This is a genomic window from Janthinobacterium sp. EB271-G4-3-2 (genome assembly GCF_020858035.1).
GTDB classification, from domain to species: Bacteria; Pseudomonadota; Gammaproteobacteria; order Burkholderiales; family Burkholderiaceae_D; genus Janthinobacterium; species Janthinobacterium aestuarii.
In genome coordinates this window covers 297,066-320,733 of sequence record NZ_JACYMG010000005.1, presented here as the reverse complement: position 1 = coordinate 320,733, position 23,668 = coordinate 297,066, and the positions used below count along the sequence as shown (strand labels likewise).

The window sequence follows — 23,668 nt, the reverse complement described above, 5'->3', positions numbered from 1 at the left end:
GCGCGCGAAAAAATCGCGTTCACGCAAAAAAATGCAGTATAAACAATTTAGGCTTTTATACCATCAGACGCTACTGCACTTCTCGTTCCCATGTGCGGATTCCCTCTTAAATATCAAGGGCGGAATCATCTTCTTCAACGGCATTTTTCAGCGGATTCTTGATTCCACGCCCCATCAGGAAGATTTCCGACGATTTATCGCGGCTGGCCTTGGGCTTTTTCTGCACCACGACTTTGAATTCAGCACGGAATTTCTCCACGATCTGGCTGAAACCCATGTCTTTGAAGCATTTCACCAGCAGCACGCCAGACGGCTTCAGGTGCAATTGCGAAAATTCAATGGCCAGGTCGATCAGGTGTTCCATGCGCGCGGCGTCCGCCGTGGCGATGCCCGACAGGTTGGGCGCCATGTCCGACAAAACCAGGTCGACCTTACGTCCCTGCAACACCACTTCCAGCTGGCGCAGCACGCGCGCTTCGCGGAAGTCGCCCTGGATGAAGTGGAAATCGGCGATCGGTTCCATTTCCAGCATGTCCAGGCCAATCAGGGTACCATTGACCCCGCCGCCGTCCTTGCCGGCCAGCTTGCGCCGCGTGTACTGGGCCCAGCTGCCAGGAGTGCAACCAAGGTCGACGATCACCTGGCCAGGTTTGATCAGTTTCTCGTCTTCATCGATTTCTTTGAGCTTGTATGCTGCCCGGGCGCGGTAGCCCTCTTTTTGCGCCAACTTCACATAAGGATCATTTATGTGGTCGTGCAACCAGTTTTTGTTTAATTTCTTCTTTGCCATTCGCGTAGAATACTGCTTTTAAGGGAATTACTAAATATTATTATGCTAAAACTTACACCCGTAGAGCGCAGCGCACTGCGCGCCGAAGCACACGCGCTGAAGCCTATCGTCATCATTGGCGAAGCGGGCTTGACACCTGCTGTCCTCAAAGAGATCGACCTTGGCCTGGATTCGCACGGTCTGATTAAAGTCCGCGTGTTCGGCGACGACCGCGAAGCCCGCGTCGGAATGTACGATACGATTTGCGGCAATCTCGGCGCCGCCCCGGTACAACATATTGGCAAACTGCTGGTAATCTACCGTCCGAAAAAAGAAGTGGTTAAGGAGAAGGTCAGCGCCGGCAAAGGCATGCGCGAAGTGACCATCGTCAAGGCCAGCGCCAGCGGCACCAAGCGCCCGAGCGTGACGAAAGTCATGATCAAGGGCAATGAGCGCGTTACCGAAGGCGGTTCCATCAAGCGTGCCAAGCCACGTCAGAAAAGCGCCAAGAAAAGCGCACTGGGCAGCAAGTAAGCCTGTTCACCCGGCCACCGCGAGGCGGCCGGGCTTGAAACAAGAAGCGGAGCACGGGATATCCCCTGCTCCGCTTTTTTATTGCCGCTGCGGCATTTGTCGGATTACGCGTGGCCTACGGCCTCGCTAATCCGACCTACGTGTTGTCATGCAGGTCGGATTAGCGCGCAGCGCGTAATCCGACAAGCACAGCAATTACTGCTGCTTCCAGATCAGCACGCCCGCCAGCAAGCTTTGCACGGCAAAGATCACGGTCGACACGCCATGCAGCATGCCGAAGCGGCTGCGCATGGCCTCGTCCATGATGCCCGACGGCGCTTGCGCCTTGAGTTCGGCCATCAGCGGCGAAATGCCGAAATGGCTGAGCAGCGCGCACACCAGCATGGACAGCACCAGCGCGCCCAAGAGGCGGCGGCGTTTCAGTTCCAGCGCGCCGGGCGCCCATTGCAGCAGGGCCAGCAGTATCAAGGCGCAGACGATGGACAGCCAGGCCTCGGCGCGGAACATGCTGCCGGCGATATTGCCTGCCAGCACTCTGTCGCTCAAGGTGCCGAACAGGGTGGGCGCGACGATGAAGCCGATGGTCCACAAGCTGCCGGCCCACAGGGCGGCAACGAGGAGGCGCACGCGGGCGAGCATCAGATGTACAGCACTTCCAGGATTTCGTATTCGCGCGGGCCGGACGGCGCCTGCACTTCCACCACGTCGCCGGCGTACTTGCCGATCAGCGCGCGGGCGATCGGGGACGTCACGGAAACCTTGTTCATTTTCAGATCGGCTTCATCGAGGCCGACGATCTGGTACGTGACTTTCTGGCCCGATTCCAGGTCTTCCAGGTTCACGGTCGAGGCAAACACCACGCGGCCTTCCGCGTCGAGCGCGGTCGGGTCGATGATTTGCGCTGCGCCCAGCTTGCCTTCGAGTTCGGCGATGCGGCCTTCGACGAACGCCTGGCGCTCCTTGGCGGCATCGTACTCGGCGTTTTCCGACAAATCACCGTGCGAACGCGCTTCGGCGATCGCATCGATGACGATGCGGCGTTCCTTGGTCTTCAAATGATGCAGCTCTTCTTTCAAGAGTTCTGCGCCGTATTTGGTCAATGGGACTGAGGTCATGTTATCTCTACTATCTGCTAGTTATCGGCGCCGTTGTCCGTGTTGTGCCACGGTTAACGGACTTACCAAGTGAAAACCACAGAGGCCGCGCGCTGCTCTGCACGGAACTCTGTGGTTGATAAGCATGCAGTGTACCGCCTAACGGCGGTCACTGCAAACGCACTTAGTTCAAGGTCTTGTGCAGGCCTTGCAAATCGTACACACGCAGCTCATCCAGGTGACGGATGCCTTCGACGGCCGCTTCCGCGCCCGCGATGGTGGTGTAAGTCGTCACGCGCGACGCCAGGGCCGAGGTGCGGATAGCCCGCGAATCGACGATGGCGCTGCGCTTTTCTTCCACGGTGTTGATCACCAGCACGATTTCATGGTTCTTGATCATGTCGACCACGTGCGGACGGCCTTCAATCACCTTGTTCACTGGCGTGACGGCGATGCCGGCAGCAGCGATCACGGCGGCGGTACCCTTGGTGGCGACCACGGTGAAACCGGACTCGACCAAGTCACGCGCCACTTGCACGGCGCGCGGCTTGTCCGACGCTTTCACGCTGATGAAGACCTTGCCCGATTTTGGCAGGTTGACGCCGGCGCCCAGTTGCGATTTCACAAACGCTTCGCCGAACGTCAGGCCCACGCCCATGACTTCTCCCGTCGATTTCATTTCAGGGCCCAGGATGGTGTCCACGCCAGGGAACTTGACGAACGGGAACACGGCTTCCTTGACGCTGAAGTAAGGCGGCACGACTTCCTGCGTGATGCCTTGCGAGGCCAGCGATTGACCGACCATGCAGCGCGCGGCGATCTTCGCCAGTTGCAGACCGGTGGCTTTCGAGACGAAAGGCACGGTGCGCGACGCGCGCGGATTGACTTCCAGCACGAAGACGACGTCTTTCATTTCGCCATCGATCTCCTGTTTCTGGATCGCGAACTGCACGTTCATCAGGCCGACCACGTTCAAGCCCTTGGCCATCAGCGCCGTCTGGCGTTTCAGTTCTTCGATGGTTTCCGGCGCCAGCGAGTACGGTGGCAGCGAGCAAGCCGAGTCGCCCGAATGGACGCCAGCCTGTTCGATGTGTTCCATCACGCCGCCGATGAACGTCGTTTCGCCGTCGGAGATGCAATCGACGTCGCATTCAATGGCGTCGTTCAGGAAGCGGTCCAGCAGCACCGGCGAATCGTGCGAGACCTTGACGGCTTCGCGCATGTAGCGCTCGAGGTCGCGTTGCTCGTGGACGATTTCCATGGCGCGGCCGCCCAGCACGTACGATGGACGCACGACCAGCGGGTAGCCGATTTCCTGCGCCAGCGCCAGAGCGTCGGCTTCCGTGCGCGCGGTGCGGTTAGGCGGCTGGCGCAGTTCCAGCTTGTGCAGCATCTGCTGGAAACGTTCGCGGTCTTCGGCCGCATCGATCATGTCGGGCGAGGTGCCGATGATCGGCACGCCATTCGCTTCCAGGTCCAGCGCCAGTTTCAATGGCGTCTGGCCGCCGTACTGCACGATCACGCCGACCGGTTTTTCGATGGCGACGATTTCCAGCACGTCTTCCAGGGTCAGGGACTCGAAGTACAAACGGTCCGAGGTATCGTAGTCGGTCGACACGGTTTCCGGGTTGCAGTTGACCATGATGGTTTCGTAGCCGTCTTCGCGCATGGCGAGGGCAGCGTGGACGCAGCAATAGTCAAACTCGATACCCTGGCCGATACGGTTCGGGCCACCGCCCAGCACCATGATCTTTTTCTTGTCGGTCGGGTTCGATTCGCACTCTTCGTCGTACGTGGAATACATGTACGCCGTGTCGGTCGAGAACTCGGCCGCGCAGGTGTCGACGCGCTTGTAGACGGGACGGATGTTCAGCGCATGGCGCTGCTGGCGCACGGCCGTGTCGGTCGTCTGCAGCAAAAAGCCCAGGCGGCGGTCCGAGAAACCCTTCTGTTTCAGCTTGTACAAGGTGTTCTTGTCCAGGTTTTCCAGCTTCTGCGTGTCCAGCCACAGTTCCAGGTCGACGATTTCCTTGATCTGGATCAGGAACCATGGGTCGATCTTGGTCAGCTGGTGCACTTCTTCCAAAGTAAAGCCCTGGGCGAATGCGTCGCCCACGTACCAGATGCGCTCAGGACCAGGCTCGCCCAGTTCTTCTTCGATCTTTTCGCGGTCCTTGGTTTTTTCGTTCATGCCGTCCACGCCCACTTCCAGGCCGCGCAAGGCTTTCTGGAACGATTCCTGGAAGGTACGGCCGATGGCCATCACTTCGCCGACGGATTTCATCTGCGTCGTCAGGTGGTGGTCGGCGGTCGGGAATTTCTCGAACGTGAAACGGGGGATCTTCGTGACGACGTAATCGATCGACGGCTCGAACGAAGCCGGCGTGGCGCCGCCCGTGATTTCATTGCGCAGCTCGTCCAGGGTGAAACCGACGGCCAGCTTGGCGGCGATCTTGGCGATCGGGAAGCCCGTCGCTTTCGATGCCAGGGCCGACGAACGCGATACGCGCGGGTTCATCTCGATGACGATCATGCGGCCATCGACGGGGTTGATCGAGAATTGCACGTTCGAGCCACCGGTGTCGACGCCGATCTCGCGCAGCACTGCCAGACTGGCATTGCGCATGATCTGGTATTCCTTGTCCGTCAGGGTTTGCGCAGGCGCCACCGTGATGGAGTCGCCCGTGTGCACGCCCATCGGGTCGAGGTTTTCGATCGAGCAGATGATGATGCAGTTGTCCACCTTGTCGCGCACCACTTCCATCTCGTACTCTTTCCAGCCCAACAACGATTCTTCGATCAGCAGCTCTTTCGTCGGCGAAGCTTCCAGGCCGCGCTTGCAGATGGTTTCGAATTCTTCTTCGTTGTAGGCGATGCCGCCGCCGGAACCGCCCATGGTGAACGATGGACGGATGATGGTCGGGAAGCCCAGCGTGCGCTGCACGGCCCACGATTCTTCCATCGAGTGCGCCACGCCGGAACGGGCCGAACCGAGGCCGATCTTGGTCATCGCGTCCTTGAATTTCGAACGGTCTTCCGCCTTGTCGATGGCTTCCGGCGAAGCGCCGATCAGCTCGACGTTGTATTTCGCCAGCACGCCATTGTTGAACAGGTCCAGCGCGCAGTTCAGCGCCGTCTGGCCGCCCATCGTCGGCAGGATCGCGTCAGGACGCTCCTTGGCGATGATGCGTTCAACGACCGACCAGGTGATCGGTTCGATGTAGGTCACATCGGCCATTTCCGGGTCCGTCATGATGGTCGCAGGATTACTGTTGACCAGGATAACTTTGTAGCCCTCTTCGCGCAGGGCCTTGCACGCTTGCGCGCCGGAATAATCGAATTCGCAGGCCTGGCCGATCACGATCGGGCCAGCGCCAATAATCAGAATACTTTTAATATCTAAACGTTTAGGCATTTTTCTTTTTCTCCTCCGCAGCCATCAAGTTGATGAAGCGGTCAAACAGGTAAGCAACATCCATCGGGCCCGGCGACGCTTCAGGGTGGCCCTGGAAGCAGAAGGCCGGCTTGTCCGTGCGGGCAAAGCCCTGCAGGGAACCGTCGAACAGCGATTCATGGGTCACGCGGCAATTCGCGGGCAAGGTAGCCGCGTCGACTGCGAAACCGTGGTTTTGCGAGGTAATCAAGACCTGTTTCGTTTCCAGGTCCTGCACCGGATGGTTGGCGCCATGGTGGCCGAACTTCATCTTCAAGGTTTTCGCGCCGGAAGCGAGCGCCATGATCTGGTGGCCGAGGCAGATGCCGAAGGTCGGGATGCCCTTCTCGATCAGTTCCTTGGTGGCCGCGATCGCGTAGTCGCACGGTTCCGGGTCGCCGGGACCGTTCGACAGGAAGATGCCGTCCGGGTTCAGTGCCAGGGCGTCGGCGGCCGTCGCTTGCGCAGGCAGCACGGTGACTTTGCAGCCGCGTGCCGTCAGCATGCGCAGGATGTTGCGCTTGACGCCGTAGTCGAAGGCGACCACGTGGTATTTCGCGTCCGCGTCAGCCAGCTGGCCATAGCCTGCGCCCAGCGTCCATTCCGTTTCGCGGTATTCGTAGGCAGCCTTGCTTGAGACTACCTTGGCCAGGTCCATGCCGGCCAGGCCGGGGAAGGAGCGGGCCAGTTCCAGCGCTTGGGCGCTAGATGGCTCGTTGCCTTGCGTACCGACGAGGATGGCGCCGCCCTGCGCACCTTTTTCACGCAGGATGCGCGTGAGCTTGCGTGTATCGATGCCGGCGATGGCGACGATATTTTCAGCTTTCAGGTAATCGGACAGGGAGAGGGTGGAACGGAAATTGGATGCCAGCAATGGCAGATCGCGGATGATGAGGCCAGCGGCGTGTACCTTGGAAGATTCGACGTCTTCCGGATTGACGCCCGTATTGCCGATATGCGGATAGGTCAGGGTGACCATCTGGCGGCAATAGCTTGGGTCGGTAAGGATTTCCTGATACCCGGTCATCGAGGTGTTGAAAACAACCTCGCCCGTGGTATGACCGGCGGCACCGATCGAAAAACCTTTAAAGATCGTTCCATCAGCAAGCGCTAATATGGCTGGAACGGCAGGGCCAGAAAAAAATGGCGGCAAGGGCAACTCCTGATAAAGTTACCGTAGCTGCGCCACGTCAGACCGACCGCCTAGATACCCGAGCCAGATGCACTCAGGGTGTTTCAACGGTCATTTTGAATGAGGGGATGGGTAGTCGCTACGGTATATGTGTGATTGGCTAAACCTTTGAATTATAACCAAAAGGAAGCTTTTCCACAAGGAAGAAAATACGGAAGCCCCGGCATTTTTTTGCGCGGCAGCATAAATCCTGCGCCCCATGAAAAAAGCCGCCCGGCTTGCGCGAGGCGGCTGGTTCTGCAACTGCGGCTACTACTTAGGCCGTCAGAGCGGCAATGCCCGCCTTGGCAATTTGCGCATCTTCCGCCGATTTGACGCCCGAGACGCCGACGGCGCCCACGTAGTGGCCGTCGAACACGATGGGCACGCCGCCTTCGAGCAAGCCGTCGATTTCCGGCGCGCTCAGGAACGACACGCGGCCGCCGTTGATCATCTCTTCATAGATGCGCGATTCGCGGCGGCCCAGCGCGGCCGTCTTGGCTTTCGATGGGGCGATATGCGACGAGATCGGCGCCACGCCATCCATGCGCTGCAGCCACAGCAGGTGGCCGCCGTCGTCGACGATGGCGATCGTGACCGCCCAGTTATTCTTGACCGCTTCCGCTTCGGCGGCGGCAGCGATTTTCTTTACGTCGTCCAGGGTCAAAATCGGTTTCGATTGCATGGTGCATCCTTGTTATGTTGAAACAAAATTGTATACGAAATGCGCGGCGGCGCGATCGCTTACTGCTCGCGCTTGGCTTTCAGTTTTTGCTTGAGCTGTGCCATCACGGCAAAGGTCGCCTGCTCGCCCGCCAGGATCGCCTGGTTGCGGCTATTGAAATCGTTGCCCTTCATGGTGCCCAGGCTGGGCTGGATCACCACGTCCGCATCTTTCAATTCAAACTGATTGATGCGCTGGCCCATGATGGCGAACGTCTGCATCAGCACTTCCATCGAGCTGATGGCTTTCTGGGTATCCGTTTGCGACGAAATATTCACGGCGATGATGAAATCGGCGCCCATGTCGCGCGCAAAGCGCACGGGGACGGGAGCGACGAGGCCGCCATCGACATAGGTGTGGCCGGCAATCGTCACGGGCTGGAACACGCCGGGCACGGCCGACGAGGCGCGCACGGCCATGCCGGTGTTACCGCGCTGGAACAGGATCGGCTGGCCATTTTTCAGATCGGTCGCCACCACGCCGAATGGAATCTTGAGTTTTTCCAGCGGCACGCCGCCGACGGCCTTGTTGACGTAGCTTTGCAGCGCCTCGCCCTTGAGCACGCCGGACGACTTGCCGAACAGGGGCAAGGCCCAGTCGGAAATGGCCGCCTCGTCCATGTCGAACGCCATCTTTTGCAGGGCAAAGCCGGAATTGCCCGCCGCATACAGGGCGCCCACCACGCTGCCGGCGCTGGTGCCGGTGACGATGTCAGCCTGGATGCCCTGCGATTCGAGCGCCTTGATCACGCCGATATGCGCGAAACCGCGCGCCGCGCCGCCGCCCAGGGCCAGGCCAATCTTGATCTTGCGCGGCGTGACGACGATGGGTTCGGGCGGCGTCAATACTTGTATCGGTTTCGGGGCGGTGGTATCGCAACCGGCCAGCACAAAGGCGGCCAGAGCAAGCAGGGTCAGGCGTTTAGGGAACATGGTGGAGAGGGGGAACCGCGCGCGGCAGTGGCAATAAAGGAGAGCCGATTGTAGCGCAAGCGGGGCCGCCCGCACTGAAGGCGGTCTTAAATGTTTACAAATGACAATGCTCCGAACCGTGCGCACCCCTGCGGCTGCTAGACTGGCGCCTGGCCTCCCCCTCCCCACCTCCATTTGGCGACTTATGAAAACAGACCTGTTCCGCCTCATCGCGCCCCCACGCTTGCTCGCTGCCGCCCTGCTGGCTGCAAGCTGCGCCAACGCCGTCGCGGCGACGGAGCAACCCGATAGCATCGCGGCAAAAATGGAGGGTTTTACGTGTACGGGGAAGCTGCAGATTCCCAATGATCAGGAGGAGCACACGATAGAGCTCAGCTTCGACGCCCCCGACCGGCATGGCGCGCAAGGCACCCACCTGATTGACGGGCGCGGCAAAGCGGGCAACTTCTACGGCTGCCGGCAAAGCGGCGACAACCTGTCTTGCACATACGACGCGGGGCCGGCCAGCGGACCGCTGACCATGCGCTTTAGCAGCGACTTGACGCAAGTAAGGGGCGAGTTCAATTCCCCCTTTGAAAACAGCGCCGCCATGCAATTTTCCGCACGCTGTCAAAAATCGGCGCCGTAGCTGTATCCAGTCCATTTTACCGAAACGGTCAAGGGCGGCATGCGCGAAAACCTGCGGAACTTGCTCAAGGAAATAGTATGAATCGACAAGCCCTCGTGACAATCGACTTGAGCGACATCAACTCACCGCGCCAGCTGCATGCGGCCCTGGCTACCGCGCTGGGCTTCCCTTCCTTCTATGGCATGAACTGGGATGCGTTCTGGGATGCCGTCACGGGCCTGGTGGATATGCCGCAACAGATCGAGCTGCGCGGGTGGACAGCCTTTGCCGCACGCCTGCCCGGCGAAGCCGCCATCCTGCAGCGCATCCTGGCGCGCATGGCACAGGAAATGCCGGACGTGGCAGCGCACGTGCTTTACGTGTAGCACGGAAACGCTTGACAGCCCGGCCCGACTTCCCTTACATTGGGTGCATGTCCTCCTTCAAACATCCATCCCCTTCCCTGCTGTCGCTATCGCGACTACACCTAGCACGCGCATAAGTTTGCCGCTTTGCTTCGCCTGGCCACACGCCGGCGTGTTTCAAAAACCCTGGAAGGTTTGATGATGTTTGCACCATCCCCATTCGTACACGTAATCCCCACTGCGACCGCCCCCGCTGGCATCGCAGCCGCTCTGCTACCGCTACCGATCGCTTGCCTGGCCTAGTGTCTCGTGGCCGCCCGGCAAGCTTGCGCCACAACCATTGATTCCCCCTATCTTCAGGAGTACCCGATCATGATGTTGCAAAACCCAGCTTCCAAATACCGCGCCTTTCCTCCAGTTAAATTGACCGACCGTCAATGGCCGAACCAGATCATCAGCAAACCGCCTATCTGGATGAGCACCGACTTGCGTGACGGCAATCAGTCGCTGATCGAGCCGATGAGCGCGGAAAAGAAGCTGCGGTTCTTCGAGATGCTGATCGCCATCGGCCTGAAGGAAATCGAAGTGGGTTTCCCATCGGCGTCGCAGACGGATTTCGATTTCGTGCGCAAGCTCGTCGATGAAGGCCGCATCCCGGACGACGTCACCATCATCGTGCTGACACAGTCGCGTGAAGAATTGATACGCCGCACGGTGGAATCCGTCGTCGGCGCCAAACGCGCCATCGTCCACCTGTACAACTCCGTGGCGCCCGTGTTCCGCAAGGTCGTGTTCGGCATGTCGCGCGAAGAAATCACGAATATCGCCACCACCGGCACCACCTTGGTAAAACAGCTGGTGGCCCAGCATCCGCAAACGGAATGGGGCTTTGAATACACGCCGGAATCGTTCTCGACGACGGAACTCGATTTCTCCAAGCATATCTGCGACGCCGTCAGCGCCATCTGGAAGCCGACGCCGGCCAACAAGATGATCATCAACTTGCCGTCGACCGTGGAATGCAGCACGCCCAACGTGTATGCGGACCAGATCGAATGGATGTCGCGCAAGCTGGCGCGCCGCGATTCCATCATCATCAGCGTACACCCGCATAACGACCGCGGCACGGCCGTCGCGTCGGCCGAGCTGGCAGTGATGGCGGGCGCCGACCGCGTGGAAGGCTGCTTGTTCGGCAATGGCGAGCGCACGGGCAATGTCGACCTGGTGACGCTGGCGATGAACTTGTACACGCAAGGCGTGCACCCGGGCCTCGATTTCTCCGACATCGACAGCGTGCGCAAATGCGTGGAAGAGTGCAACCAGTTGCCCGTCCACCCGCGCCACCCGTATGCGGGCGACCTGGTATTTACGGCCTTTTCCGGCTCGCACCAAGATGCGATCAAGAAAGGTTTCGCCAAGCAACAACCGGACAGCATCTGGGAAGTGCCGTACTTGCCGATCGACCCGGCCGACCTCGGCCGCAGCTACGACGCCGTGATCCGCGTCAACAGCCAGTCCGGCAAGGGCGGCATGGCGTACTTGCTGGAACAGGAATACGGCCTGGTCTTGCCGCGCCGCCTGCAGATCGAATTCTCGCGCGCCGTGCAAGCCGTGGCCGACGCCACGGGCCGCGAAATCGCCGCGCAGGATATCCATGAGATCTTCCAGAAGGAATACCTGGAGCAGACGGCGCCGTACGCCTACGCTTCGCACCGCATGGTGGAAGACACGAGCAGCGACGAATCCGTGCAAATCGACATCAGCCTGTCGCACCGCCAGACGCCGCTGGCCCTGCAAGGCGGCGGCAACGGCCCCATCGATGCCTTCGTCAACGCGCTCGGTCTCGACATCAAGCTGATGGATTACCACGAGCACTCGATCGGTTCCGGCGCCAACGCGCAAGCGGCGTGCTACGTGGAATTGCGCCTCGATAACGGCCCGACCCTGTTCGGCGCCGCCATCGACAGCAACATCGTCACCGCCTCGTTCAAGGCCGTGCTGTCGGCCGTGAACCGCCGCATCAAGCAGACGGACGCCGAAAAAACAACAGCGGCCGACGTGGCGGCGAGCGCCGTCTAAGGACTGCGTTCCCTCTCGCACAGGAAAAAAAAGCGGTACGGCTTGATCGCCGTGCCGCTTTTTCATTTCCGCAAGGCAATTGTTGCTGCAAAAGAAGTATCACGCGCCGTATAATCGACTCATAATAAGACCACCGGGGACAGATCATTAGCTACCGAGGGAATCAGTATGAAATTGACGGATATGAAGATAGGCGCGCGCCTGGGTGCCGGCTTTGGCGTGGTGCTGCTGCTGATGGCAGTGCTGGTGGGAACGGGCCTGTTCCGGCTGGACAAGATCGGTGCGCTCAGCGAGTCCATCATCGAGAAAGACTGGGCCAAGGCCGACGCCATCGCCACCATCCGCAGCACCACGCGCTCGAACGCGGCACTGGTGCTGGAACTGTTCATCCATGAAGATCCGGCCCGCGCCAACGCCATCCACGGCGAAATCGACGCCAACAAGGCCACCATCACCGATGCGCTGGCCATCCTCGACCGCCTGATCGTGCTGCCTGAAGGCAAGGAACTGCTGGCCACCCTGAAGCAGCAGCGCAAGGCCTATGTCGTCTCGTTCAGCCAGGCCGACAAGCTGCTGGTGGCGGGACAGCGCGCGGAAGCGGCCGCGCACGTGCGCGACGATACCCTGCCCGCCCTGAATCAATTGCAAAAGTCCGTGAACCGCCTCAATGAACTCCAGCGCGAAGTGGTCGTGCAGGGCGGCCAACAAATCAAACAGAATATTTCCGCAGCCAATGTGCTGATGGCCAGCCTGGGCACGGCCGCCCTGCTGCTGGGTGTGCTCTTTGCGTGGCGGGTCACGCGCTCGATCACCACGCCGATCGCGTATGCCCTGCGCGTGGCGCAAGCCGTGGCCGGAGGCGACTTGAGCAGCAAGATCGTGGCCGACGGCAAGGATGAAGCGGGCCAGCTGCTGCAGGCGCTGCGCGACATGAACACCAACCTGGCCACCCTGGTGGGGCAAGTGCGCGGCGGCACGGGCACGATCGCCGTGGCGTCGAGCCAGATCGCCAGCGGCAATGCCGACCTGTCGGCCCGCACGGAAGCGCAGGCCAGCGCGCTGGAAGAGACGGCCTCGTCGATGATCGAACTGACGGGCACCGTGCGCAGCAACAGCGACAATGCGCGCCAGGCAGACAGCCTGGCCCGCTCGGCGTCAGCCATCGCGCAGCGCGGCGGCTCGGCCATGGCGGAAGTGGTCGGCACCATGGACGCCATCAATGCCTCGTCGCGCAAGATCGTCGACATCATCGCCGTCATCGACGGCATCGCTTTCCAGACGAATATCCTGGCCTTGAACGCGGCCGTCGAGGCAGCGCGTGCCGGCGAACAGGGTCGCGGCTTTGCCGTGGTCGCATCCGAAGTGCGCAACCTGGCGCAACGCTCGGCCGCGGCCGCCAAGGAAATCAAGGAACTGATCGCCGACTCCGTCAACCGGGTCGGCCAGGGCGCGCAGCTGGTCAGCCAGGCGGGCGCCACGATGGATGAAGTGGTGGCCAGCGTGGGCCGGGTCAGCGCCATCGTCGGTGAAATCAGCGTCGCCAACCACGAGCAAAGCGAAGGCATCGAGCAGATCAATGCCGCCATCATGCAGATGGACCAGACGACGCAGCAAAACGCGGCCCTCGTCGAGGAAGCGGCCGCGGCTGCGGCGGCCATGCATGAACAGGCGGGCGAACTGGAAACCCTCGTCAGCCAGTTCAAGCTGGAACAGAACGCCGGTGGCAAAGTGCCCTCACCCGCTGTCCCGCGTTTGCACTAAGCCGATTACTCCACCTGGCGTGCCAGGCGGATGCCGGAGAACTGCCAGCGCGCGCCGGCCGGGAAGAAATTGCGGTAGCTGGCGCGCGCATGGCCGGCCGGCGTGGCGCAGGACGAGCCGCGCAGCACATACTGGTTCAGCATGAACTTGCCGTTGTATTCACCGAGCGCCCCGGGCGCCGTGCGGTAGCCCGGATACGGCGCGTAGCTGCTGCTGGTCCACTGCCAGCAGTGGCCGAACATTTGCCGCAAGCCCGTTCCCGGCGCGCCGGCGGCCGGATGCAGTTGGCCGACTTCCACGGCGACGCCTTGCGCCGCCAGTTCCCACTCCGCTTCCGTCGGCAGGCGCGCGCCAGCCCAGTGCGCATAGGCGTCCGCCTCGAACAGGGACAGATGCGTGGCCGGCGCCCGCAGGTCGAGCGGACGCAAGCCGAACAAGGTGAATTCCTGCCAGTGTCCCGCCTCGTCGCGCCGCCAGTACAGCGGGCATGCCAGCTGCTGGCTGCGTACCCAGTCCCAGCCTTCGGCCAGCCACAAATGCGCCGTGCGGTAGCCGCCCGCCTCGATGAAGGCGAGAAATTCCCCATTCGTCACGAGCGCGCTGGCCAGTTCGAACGGCGCCACGTATTGCGGGTGGCGCGGCAATTCATTATCGAAACAGAAGCCATCGCCCGCATGGCCGATCTGCGCCAGGCCGCCGTCGAAGGCGAGCCAGGCCGTGGGTTGCGCGGCTTGCCGCGCTGGCGGCGCCGCGCTGTCCACGCTATCCAGGTAAGCGGGAAACAGGGCGCTCTGCGCCAGCAGGTGCTTGACGTCCGTCAACAGCAACTCCTGGTGCTGCTGCTCATGCTCGAGGCCCAGCGCCAGCAGCATGGTCAGCCGTTCACGCTCGTCGCGCGCCAGTTCGCCCGCCAGCAGGCGCGCGATGCGCGCATCGACGTCGGCCCGGTAAGCGCGCACCTGCGCCATGCCGGGGCGCGTCAGCAAGCCGCGCTGGGCGCGCGGGTGCTTCTCGCCCACGCCGTTGTAATACGAGTTGAACAGCACGCGGAAGGCCGGGTGGAATGGCGCGAACGCCGCCTCCATGCTTTCCAGGATAAACGTTTCGAAAAACCAGGTCGTATGCGCGAGATGCCATTTCACGGGACTGGCGTCCGGCATCGACTGGGCGCCGCAATCCTCGTCGGACAGCGGTTCGGCCAGCAGCAGCGAGCGCTGGCGTACCTTGTTGTAGTGATCGATCAGCATCTGTCTCTTAATCCCTGATCACGCGTGCGTAAATCACGGCAAACCACTGCTGCGGGTCCGTCCAGACTTGCACGGTGGAAAATCCGGCCTGTTCCAGCAAGCCGACGAAGGTGGCGCGCGTGTATTTGTAGCTGTCTTCCGTATGGATGCGCTCGCCTTTCGCGAAGCGCCGCTGGCCGCCTTTCCAATGGACAAACTGCTCGCTGCGCGCTTCCAGGTGCATTTCGACGCGGCGCTCGTCGGCGTTGAAAAAACCGTGGTGCCGCCACGCGCGCACGTCGAAGTCGGCGCCGATCAGGCCGTTCACATGGCGCAGCATGTTCAGGTTGAAGGCGGCCGTGACGCCCAGCGCATCGTCATAGGCGGCGTCGAGGATGGCGTCATCCTTGATCAGGTCGACGCCGATCAGCAGGCCGCCATCGCCGTCCGCATTCGCGCGCAGGCGGCGCAAAAAGGCGGTCGCTTGCTCAGGCGCAAAATTGCCGATCGACGAGCCGGGGTAGAAGAACAATCGCCGCGCGTCGCGCACGCTGTCGGGCAAGTCCAGGCGGCTGGAGAAATCCAGGCCCAGGCCCGTCATCTCGATGTGCGGAAAGCGCTGCTGCAGCCGGCTCAGCGATTCACTGAGGAATTCGTAGGAAATATCCACGGCCACGTACTGGGCCGGGTGCAGCAGCGGGAACAGGCTGGCGGCCTTGGCGCAATTGCCCGCGCCCAGGTCGATCAGGGTGCTGCCCGGCCCCACGGCATGCGCGATTTCGGCGCCGTGGCGGGAGAAGATGGCAGCTTCCGTGCGCGTCGGATAGTACTCGGGCAAGGCGCAGATGGCTTCGAACAGTTTCGAACCGAGCGCGTCGTACAGGTATTTGGGCGAGGTCCAGGCATCGCGCGCCAGCAGGCCGCTGCTGATCTCGGCTATCGTGGCAGGAGTGGCGCTGGCCGCTTCTGCGTTGCTGGCGGGATACAAATTGGACTGCTGTTGCGCAAGTGGCATGGTCATGGGCTGGCGTCGTCAATGTTAGGTTCACGAAGGGCTTGCACGGTCAGCCAACGGGCGCGCCGCCCCTGCCATAGCGGTTTGCAGGCGCCTTGCCGATGACTTTTTTCCATCATAGCGGAATCCGCACAAGCCAGCCGTGCGGCAGGTAACTTAAGGTCAAACAGCCGGCGTGCACATAAAATTGGTATTACCCAGCAAAAATGATAAGGCTGTCGTATACTACACATTGCCGGCCAAACAATCCGCGCGCCATTGCAGTTCCCAGGCCCCCCTCTCCCCCGCGTGCCTCCCTTTACGATAGCCGTTATTAATCAAGATCACCATGCTCGAATTGCGCCATCTGTCGAAGTCCTATGCCAATGCCCGTCCCGTGCTGGCCAACATTTCCTGCCGCTTCAAGGCCGGGGAATTCATCGCCATCATGGGCGATTCGGGCGTGGGCAAGTCGACCTTGCTAAACCTGATCGCCGGCCTCGATACGCCCGATGCGGGTGCCGAAGCGCACCCTATCCTGGTGGACGGCATTGCCATGTCCAGCCTCGATGACGCCGCCGCGACCCGGCTGCGTCGCGCCCGCATGGGCTTTATTTTCCAGGCCTTCCACGTCTTGCCGCACCTGACCCTGCTGCAAAACGTGGCCCTGCCGCTGCTGCTTAACGGACTGCCCCAGGAGCGTGCCGCCAGCATGCTCGAGGCCGTCGGTCTGGGCGGACGCGGCGGCGACTTTCCGCAGCAGTTGTCGGGCGGCGAGATGCAGCGCGTGGCCATTGCCCGCGCGCTCGTGCACAAGCCGGCGCTGGTGCTGGCCGATGAGCCCACCGGCAACCTCGACCCTGACACGGCGCACAGCATCCTGCAATTGCTGCGCGCCGAAATCAAGGCCAACGGCAGTTGCGCGATCATGGTCACGCATTCGCTGGCCGCCGCTGAAATGGCGGACCGGACCATGATTCTGACGAAAAGCGGCTTACAAAATACAACAACGGTCAACCAAATTGATCAAACAATCAGTTAATTTAACTGACCATCTGTCACAAGTTTTGTTATCGTAGTATTATTGAAAACACTTGCCTGGTTATCAATGTTGTAACGCGCATGTTGTCACGTCACCTCAGACAGCCGTACTGCGATGACGAACTTTAGCCGGGACCGCATACAGCGGTCTCGTCCCTTGCATAACCTGAAGGAGGAGTAAATGAACGTTCGGCAAAAGAAGCTGGAAATGATTGAAGCGATGAACCGGGCGCGTGCGCTCGAACCATCGAGTTTTGTCCCCAACAAGCTGCTCGATACCTTGATCGAGAAGTTGAACTTGAAAAATGATGCGGAATTGTGCCGTGTCCTGGAAGTTCAGCCTCCCATCATCAGCAAGATTCGACACGGCAAACTGTCGGTCGGTGCAACGATTTTATTGCGCATGCATGAAAAATCGGACATCACCATCCGCGAACTGAAGGAACTGTCCGCCACGCCAGTCCATTAACTTGCCCGCTGTTGTAATGCCATGCCAGGTACCCCAGGTTCCCGGCGCAATGAACTTTTGCCATACAATTCGCGTAGTTCGCTCACCGCACAACATCCGAGCACGATAGCGAAGAGACCCAGCCCAAACCATGCTGACCGTTTCTCTGCCCTGCCGCTCCAGCCCTCCCGGCTTCTCCCCCTGCATTTCCACTCAAACTTGATCTGACACAACACGCATAGTCGCCGCAGGCATCAAGGTCAGCTTTTAACCAGCGATCCCAACCGCATGTCCAGCGATCCCCTTGCGCCGCCCGTGCTGCGCCTGACGCTCACGCGCGACCCCCTCGCCAGCGCCGGCGACTGCCCCGCCGCGCCCGGCTGGCACGCCGAAACGCATGTGCTATCCAGCGCGCGCGGCATCGGCAGTTGCCGCACCGTGCTCGACCTCGGCCCCGACGACGTGGTGCAACTGCTGCTGTGCGACGGCAGTTCGCTGCTGGCGGGCAGCCTCGACCTGCCGCGCTACCTGGGTCCGGTCACGGTGGCGCGCGACGGTGCGCCCGCCAGCATCGAAGTGGGGCTGGCCCTGCGCCCGCAAGCGGCGCGCCAGCCGCCCGGCGCCAGCCGCGACGGCCTGGGCGCCTGGATGCTGCGGGCCGTGCGCGTGTACCGCTGCGGCGCCGCCGCCATGACGGCGCTGGCGGCGGCGGGCGCCTTCCAGGACCGCCAGCTGGAACAACGCCTGGGCCTGTACCGCTGCGGCATCGAGGCAGGCAGCATGACGTCCGTCGCCAGCCTGCCCGCCGGGCCGGAACCGGTACTGCTGCTGTTGCACGGCACGGCCTCGTCGACCCAGCGCAGCTTTGGCGGCCTGTGGCGCAACGGCATGGCGCCGCAACTGGCGGCGCAGTACGGCAACCGCATCTACGGCTATGAGCACCGCAGCCTCAGCGACAGCCCCATCGAGAATGCGCTGGCGCTCGTGCGCCAGTTGCCGCACGGCGCCGTGCTGCACCTGCTGGCCCATTCGCGCGGCGGCCTGGTGGGCGAATTGCTGGCGCGCGCGCAGCGCATCGACAGCCGCGGCGCCGTCGACCTGGCCGGCGACGGCCTCGAGCGGTTGAGCGAAAACACGGTGGGCGGCGAAGCGTTCAACAGCCACGATATCGAGCATTTCACGGCGCAGGCGCGGCTGGGCGGACGCGGCGGCTACGACGAGGATGCGGCGCGCCTGCGCGCGCTCAGCGTGGAACTGAAGACGCGCGCCATCCGCATCGCCCGCTTCGTGCGCGTGGCCTGCCCGGCGCGCGGCACCACCCTGATGTCGGGCCGCCTCGACCGCTGGGCCAGCGTGATGTTCAACCTGCTGCTGCACGGCGGCGTTCCCGATGGCGCCATGGCCTTCCTGCTGGCCGTGGTGCGGCAGCGCTGCGACGCGCGCATCCTGCCCGGCCTGGAAGCGATGATGCCCGACTCGCCCCTGGTGGCGCTGCTCAACGCGCCCGACGTGCGCGTGGCCAGTCCGCTGCACGTGCTGGCCGGCGCCTGCAGCGGCGATGGCTTGCTGGGCTGGCTGGGCGACTGCCTCGGCGACCAGCTGTACGGCGGGCAGAACGACCTGGTGGTCAATTGCGCCTCGATGGCCGGCGGCGCCACGCGCAGCACGCCGGTGCGGCAACTGCTGCTGCGCGGGCCGCACACGCATCACCTGAACTACTTCGAGCGCGCGCCGTCCAGCCAGGCCGCCGTGCAGGCGCTCACCGGTGACGAGGCAGCCTACCAGCCGCTGCCCGGCATCGAGCACGGCCCGCTGGCGCGCGGCGGCGAAGTGCCGAAACGGCGCGCGCACGCGCCCATCGTGCTGCTCTTGCCCGACATCATGGGCAGCCATCTGCAAGTGGGCAGCAACCGCATCTGGTTCGACCCCGTCAACCTGGTCGAAGGGCGCATCGAACGCCTGGCAGTGGGCCAGCCGCACATCATCAGCGCCGGCTGGATCGAATCGTGCTATGAACCGTTTGCCCGCTTTCTCGCGCAAAGCCAGGAAGTGCGGCCCTTTACCTATGACTGGCGCCTCTCGCTGCAGGAGTCGTGCCGCGCCTTCCTGCCCGTGCTCGACGACGCCATGCGCGACGCCGAACAGCGCGGACAACCGTTGCGCATCGTTGCCCACGGCATGGGCGGGCTGGTTGCACGCCTGGCCCTGAAAGACCGCTGGCAGCGCTTCGGTGCCCTGCCCGGCAGCCGATTGCTGCAGGTGGGCACGGCCAACCGCGGCACGCAGGCGATGGTGCAAGTGCTGCTGGGGCGCGACCGGCTGGTGCGGATGCTGGCCTGCTGGATAGGCTGGAAGCACACGCGGCGCCAGTTTCTCGGCTTCGTGCGCGCCTTTCCCGGCGTGCTGGACATGCTGCCGTGGCCGCAGGCGGCAGGCGGTGTCGATTATTTCGACGCCAGTACATGGGCCCAGCTGGCCGCCGGCGACGCGCAAGCGAACCTGCCCGGCGGCTGGCAGGCGCCCGAGGCCCAAGCGCTGGCGGCGGCGCGCGCCACCGTCGCCTTGCTGGAAGCGGCACCGCTCGAGGCCCGCCTTTGCAGCTACCTGGCCGGCTGCGCCGCCACGCCGGTGGCGCTGCGCCTGCGCGACGGCGGCATCGAGACGGCCTGGTCGCCGGACGGCGATGGCCGCACGGCCTGGCAAGGCGCGGTGCCCGACGGCGTGGCCGCTTGCTACCTGCCGGTCGCGCATGGCGACCTGCTGCTGCAAAAGGAAACCTACCCGGCCATCGCGCAGCTGCTCGACAGCGGCCATGCCGCAGCCCTGCCGCGCCACCCGCCGCATGCGCCCGGCGGCGCCCCGCCCCGCTTCCACCCCTACGTGCCAGAGGCGACGCCGCTGTATCCGCAGCCGCAGGAATTGCTCGACGCGGCCATCGGCGCCGCCGGCCCGGCCAGCGCGCCGGAAAGCCGCGCGCCGCAACTGAGCCTATCCGTCATCCACGGCAGCATGGCCTCGGCCGACGCGCCCGTCATGAGCGGCTGCTACGCGTCCGAATCGCTGCGCGGCAGCATGAGTTTTCTCGACCGCCTGCTGGCGGGCAAGCTGCAGGAAATCCACGCGCTGGGCCGCTTTCCGCAACGCCCCGACTCCGCCCTCGTGGTGTTGCAGCCCGATGCGGCGCGCCGGCCCGGCGGCGCCATCGTCATCGGCCTGGGCGCGCTGGGAGAACTGACGCCGGGCGAACTGGCGCGCGCCTTTGCCGGCGGCCTGCTCGAATACGCGTGCGTCTGCCTGCAGGTGCGCGCCGCCGGCCACGTGGCCGCGCCGCCGATGGGCGAACACGGCCTGCGCGTGGCCAGCCTGTTGTCCGGTTCCGGCTATGGCGGCTTGAGCATCGCCCTGTGCGCGCGCGCCCTGATCGACGGCGCGCGCAGCGCCAACCGGCGCCTGGAAGACGCGGGCATGGCGTGCCGCATCGGCCACATCGCCATCTACGAACAGTCCGAGGCGCGCGCCATCGCCGCCGCCGTGGCCATCGAGCAGATCATGGCCGAAGCGCGCTACCAGGGCAGCTTCACGTTCGAGCGGCGCATCCGCCACAGCCCGGGCGGCTACCGGCGCATCCTGCCCAGCCTGAGCGGCGACAATGGCTGGCGCCGCGTGCAGATCGTCGCCGCCGACCTCTCCGGCGCCCTGCGTTTCACCGTGCTGACGGACCGCGCCCACAACAGCGTCGACGAGGAGCCGAACCAGCGGCAAGCCGTCGATGGCCTGATCATGGATGCCACCGACAACACCACCGACCAGCCGGGCCTGTCGCGCGCCCTGTACGAACTGATGCTGCCCAATGGCCTGAAGGCGGCCATCCCCGAAATGCGCGGCCTGATCCTGGCCGTCGACCAGAGCGCCGCCATCTATCCGTGGGAACTGATGCGCGACGAGGCGGGCAGCGAGGAAAGCCCGCTGTCGACGCGCATCGGCATGGTGCGCCAGCTGGCCAGCCTGCGCGAGCAGCCATCCGCCGTCAGCCCGCCCAGCAACAGCGTGCTGGTGATCGGCGACACCGATTCCGGCCTGCCCGAACTGCCCGCCGCGCAGGCCGAGGCGCAGGACGTGGCGCACATGTTCGGCACGTACGGCTACCAGGTGCGCGAGCTGCTGCGCCCGCAGGCCCAGCGCGTGCTCGTGCACCTGTTCGACGAGCGCTATTTCGCCATCCACCTGGCCGGCCATGGCGAAGTGGCCGGGCCCGGCATCGCCCATACGGGCCTGGTGCTGGGACCGAAGACGCGGCTGACGGCGGCGCAGGTGGGTAAATTGAAGCGCGTGCCGCAATTCGTCTTCATCAATTGCTGCCACCTGGGCGACATGCGCCCGGACGCCATCGCGCCGTGGTCGAAACTGGCCGCCAGCCTGGCCACGGCCTTCATTGAAATGGGTTCGCAGGCCGTGATCGCGGCCGGCTGGCGCATCGACGACCAGGCGGCCAGCATCTTCGCGCACAGCTTTTATCACGCCATGCTGAGCGGCGAATATTTCGGCGACGCCGTGCGCCTGGCGCGCGAGGCGGCGTACCTGCAGTTCCCGGCCTCGAACACCTGGGGCGCCTACCAGGCGTACGGCGACGACCGCTACCGCTTTCCGAACACCCAGAGCCGGCCCTGGCAAGCGCCCGACTACCACTACCACGGCCATTTGCTGGCCGACCTGGAAACCCTGCACGCGCGCCTGGCCGGCGCCGATCCTGCACGCCGCGCGGCCATCGAGGAAAAGCTGGGCAGCATCGAGGAAGCCGTGCGTGCGCGCTTCTTCGGCTGCGCCGACATCCGCGAAAACATGGCCGCCACGCGCGCCGGCCTCGGTGGACTGGAGAACACCCTGCGCGCCATCGAACACTACCGGGCGGCGCACAGCGCGGCCGACGGCAAGGTGGGCTTGCGCGCGCTGGCGCACTGGGCGGAACTGGAGATACGCCAGGGCGCGGCCCTGTGCGGCCTCGATGCGGGCGCCGGCATCGAGGTGCCGGCCGTGCCCGATATGGCGCAGGGACGCCAGTTGCTGCAGGATGGAAAACAGCATATCGACCTGCTGGTGGCGCTGGCGCCCACGGCACAGCGCCTGGCCCTGCTGGGACGCTACTGGGCCTTGCAGGCACGCCTGGCCTGCCGCGAAGGAAACTCGGGCGCGCCGGCCCTGCGCGCCATGACGGATGCCTGCATGGCCGCGCTGGAAGAAGCGCGGCGGCGCAGCGGCGTGGCCGACTGCGACCTGATTTTCCAGGTGCTGGCGGGGGCCCTGCTGCTGAAAGCCCATGGCGACGGCGGCGCCTGGCGCGCGCTCGATCCGCAGCTGGGCGACTTGCTGCACGACGCCATCGCCTATGCGCGCCAGCGCCATGCGGACGAACACCGCGCCATCGACGCCGGCGCCCCCGTGCGCGCCGTCCTGCTGGCGGCCTTGTGGCAGGTGCCGGACGGCCAGCCCTTCGACGCGCCCGCGCGCGCCGCCTTTCTGGCCCTGTACCACGACGCCGTGCGGCGCCACGGCAGCATCGGCGAACCCGAAACGATCACGGCGCCGCTGCGCTTCCTGCTCGACCTGCTGCCGTCCGACAGCCCGGACACCGGCTTGCGCAGCGCCGTGCAGGCGCTGGCCGGCCAGCTGCAGGCATCATTCCCCGCTATCAGCCAGGTACTACCCCGTAGTGGCGCGCATAGCGTTCGTCCAGATTCGCCAGCGGCATCATCATGAACATGTCGGCGCTTTCGAAATCAGGATCCCACGCCGGTTCGCCGCAAATCCAGGCGCCCGAACGCAGGTAACCCTTGATCAGCGGCGGCACTTGCGGCTTGTGCGCCGCTTCCACCTGGTGGATGGGGAAAGGCAGATGCGGCGTGACGCGGTATTCGCTTGGGGCCATGTGCTTTTCGGCCAGCGCCTGGTACACGGCGACGGCGTTATGGCCGCCATCGGCCAGGCTGATGCTGGCGCAGCCGACCAGGTAGTCGCAGCGCTCGCGGCGCATGTACTCGGCCAGGCCCGACCACAGCAGCATGATCACGCTGCCGCCCCGGTATTTCGGATGGATGCAGGCGCGGCCCGCTTCGACCATGCGTCCGCGCAGGTTCTTCAGGCGGCTCAGGTCGAACTCGTTTTCCGAATACAGCCGGCCGATCTTGGCCGCCTTGGCCGCGCTCAGCACGCGGTAGGTGCCCACCACTTTCAGGGTATCGGCGTCGCGCACGATCAGGTGATCGCAGTGCGCGTCGAATTCATCGCTGTCGAGGCCATCGGCGTTCGCCAGCGACGTCAGCCCCATGGTCTCGATAAACACCTTGTAACGCAAACGCTGCACTTCGCGCAATTCCGCCGCTGTCGTGGCCTGGCTCAGCACCAGTTGGACCGGACGGGCCTTGGCTTCGTTTGATGCGATTATGTTTTGCATGGTTTCATCCCTGTGATCAAGACGGCTCCAGCGTACTTGCCT

18 protein-coding genes are annotated in these 23,668 nt (G+C 63.5%); 8 read left to right on the top strand and 10 right to left on the bottom strand.

The genetic code is table 11. The features are described from left to right. Positions 1–106: 106 nt before the first annotated feature. Complete coding sequence (locus IGS55_RS13675) at positions 107–790, bottom strand: RlmE family RNA methyltransferase (RefSeq protein WP_034757436.1); 684 nt, start codon at positions 788–790, stop codon at positions 107–109. A gap of 42 nt (positions 791–832) precedes the next feature. Here IGS55_RS13675 and IGS55_RS13670 point away from each other — a divergent pair, with 42 nt between their 5' ends. After that, on the top strand, positions 833–1,303 hold the full coding sequence (locus IGS55_RS13670; protein ID WP_010397237.1) for a YhbY family RNA-binding protein: 471 nt from the start codon (positions 833–835) through the stop codon (positions 1,301–1,303). Between the two features lie 195 nt (positions 1,304–1,498). On the opposite strand, the gene IGS55_RS13665 is transcribed toward IGS55_RS13670, so the two are convergent. The 6 genes from IGS55_RS13665 to IGS55_RS13640 all read right to left on the bottom strand — a co-directional run bounded on the left by IGS55_RS13665 (position 1,499) and on the right by IGS55_RS13640 (position 8,657). Further along, entirely contained in the window at positions 1,499–1,942 is a 444-nt protein-coding gene (locus IGS55_RS13665; RefSeq protein ID WP_230517559.1) for a DUF4149 domain-containing protein, read from the bottom strand. Further along, complete coding sequence (gene greA, locus IGS55_RS13660; RefSeq protein ID WP_034757428.1) at positions 1,942–2,418, bottom strand: transcription elongation factor GreA; 477 nt, start codon at positions 2,416–2,418, stop codon at positions 1,942–1,944. Before greA ends, IGS55_RS13665 begins: the two co-directional genes overlap by 1 nt. A gap of 163 nt (positions 2,419–2,581) precedes the next feature. Next, positions 2,582–5,812: a carbamoyl-phosphate synthase large subunit gene (gene carB, locus IGS55_RS13655; RefSeq protein ID WP_230517558.1), complete on the bottom strand. Its 3,231-nt coding sequence runs from the start codon at positions 5,810–5,812 to the stop codon at positions 2,582–2,584. Continuing rightward, complete coding sequence (gene carA, locus IGS55_RS13650) at positions 5,805–6,983, bottom strand: glutamine-hydrolyzing carbamoyl-phosphate synthase small subunit (RefSeq protein ID WP_230517557.1); 1,179 nt, start codon at positions 6,981–6,983, stop codon at positions 5,805–5,807. The genes carB and carA overlap by 8 nt, the downstream gene beginning before the upstream one ends. Before the next feature lie 295 nt (positions 6,984–7,278). Next, positions 7,279–7,686, bottom strand: a complete 408-nt coding sequence (locus IGS55_RS13645; RefSeq protein WP_034786036.1) for a GlcG/HbpS family heme-binding protein — start codon at positions 7,684–7,686, stop codon at positions 7,279–7,281. 59 nt (positions 7,687–7,745) lie between these two features. Further along, on the bottom strand, positions 7,746–8,657 hold the full coding sequence (locus tag IGS55_RS13640; protein WP_230517556.1) for a patatin-like phospholipase family protein: 912 nt from the start codon (positions 8,655–8,657) through the stop codon (positions 7,746–7,748). A 184-nt stretch (positions 8,658–8,841) separates the two neighbouring features. Here IGS55_RS13640 and IGS55_RS13635 point away from each other — a divergent pair, with 184 nt between their 5' ends. The 4 genes from IGS55_RS13635 (at position 8,842) to IGS55_RS13620 (ending at position 13,469) form a co-directional block, all read left to right on the top strand. Further along, a complete protein-coding gene (locus tag IGS55_RS13635) occupies positions 8,842–9,285 on the top strand; it encodes a hypothetical protein (RefSeq protein ID WP_230517555.1) in 444 nt (147 codons plus the stop codon). Positions 9,286–9,362: 77 nt separating this feature from the next. Beyond that, positions 9,363–9,650, top strand: coding sequence for a barstar family protein (locus IGS55_RS13630; RefSeq protein WP_230517554.1), 288 nt, complete (start codon positions 9,363–9,365; stop codon positions 9,648–9,650). A 351-nt stretch (positions 9,651–10,001) separates the two neighbouring features. After that, positions 10,002–11,708, top strand: a complete 1,707-nt coding sequence (gene leuA, locus IGS55_RS13625) for a 2-isopropylmalate synthase (protein ID WP_230517553.1) — start codon at positions 10,002–10,004, stop codon at positions 11,706–11,708. A 168-nt stretch (positions 11,709–11,876) separates the two neighbouring features. Then, positions 11,877–13,469 carry a methyl-accepting chemotaxis protein gene (locus IGS55_RS13620; RefSeq protein WP_230517552.1) on the top strand — a complete coding sequence of 531 codons (1,593 nt, stop codon included), beginning with the start codon at positions 11,877–11,879 and terminating at the stop codon, positions 13,467–13,469. Between the two features lie 5 nt (positions 13,470–13,474). On the opposite strand, the gene egtB is transcribed toward IGS55_RS13620, so the two are convergent. Together egtB and egtD are read right to left on the bottom strand one after the other, a co-directional pair. After that, positions 13,475–14,716, bottom strand: coding sequence for an ergothioneine biosynthesis protein EgtB (egtB, locus tag IGS55_RS13615; RefSeq protein WP_230517551.1), 1,242 nt, complete (start codon positions 14,714–14,716; stop codon positions 13,475–13,477). Between the two features lie 7 nt (positions 14,717–14,723). Then, positions 14,724–15,716: an L-histidine N(alpha)-methyltransferase gene (egtD, locus tag IGS55_RS13610; protein ID WP_230517550.1), complete on the bottom strand. Its 993-nt coding sequence runs from the start codon at positions 15,714–15,716 to the stop codon at positions 14,724–14,726. A 322-nt stretch (positions 15,717–16,038) separates the two neighbouring features. Between egtD and IGS55_RS13605 the strand changes: the two genes are divergently transcribed. The 3 genes from IGS55_RS13605 (at position 16,039) to IGS55_RS27890 (ending at position 22,932) form a co-directional block, all read left to right on the top strand. Then, positions 16,039–16,731: an ABC transporter ATP-binding protein gene (locus tag IGS55_RS13605; RefSeq protein WP_070219534.1), complete on the top strand. Its 693-nt coding sequence runs from the start codon at positions 16,039–16,041 to the stop codon at positions 16,729–16,731. Positions 16,732–16,911: 180 nt separating this feature from the next. Continuing rightward, positions 16,912–17,199 carry a hypothetical protein gene (locus IGS55_RS13600; RefSeq protein ID WP_034757399.1) on the top strand — a complete coding sequence of 96 codons (288 nt, stop codon included), beginning with the start codon at positions 16,912–16,914 and terminating at the stop codon, positions 17,197–17,199. 267 nt (positions 17,200–17,466) lie between these two features. Beyond that, positions 17,467–22,932, top strand: coding sequence for a DUF7379 domain-containing protein (locus IGS55_RS27890; protein ID WP_268991946.1), 5,466 nt, complete (start codon positions 17,467–17,469; stop codon positions 22,930–22,932). On the opposite strand, the gene IGS55_RS13590 is transcribed toward IGS55_RS27890, so the two are convergent. Beyond that, complete coding sequence (locus IGS55_RS13590; RefSeq protein WP_046683713.1) at positions 22,865–23,626, bottom strand: GNAT family N-acetyltransferase; 762 nt, start codon at positions 23,624–23,626, stop codon at positions 22,865–22,867. The genes IGS55_RS27890 and IGS55_RS13590 overlap by 68 nt on opposite strands. Between the last annotated feature and the right edge of the window lie 42 nt (positions 23,627–23,668).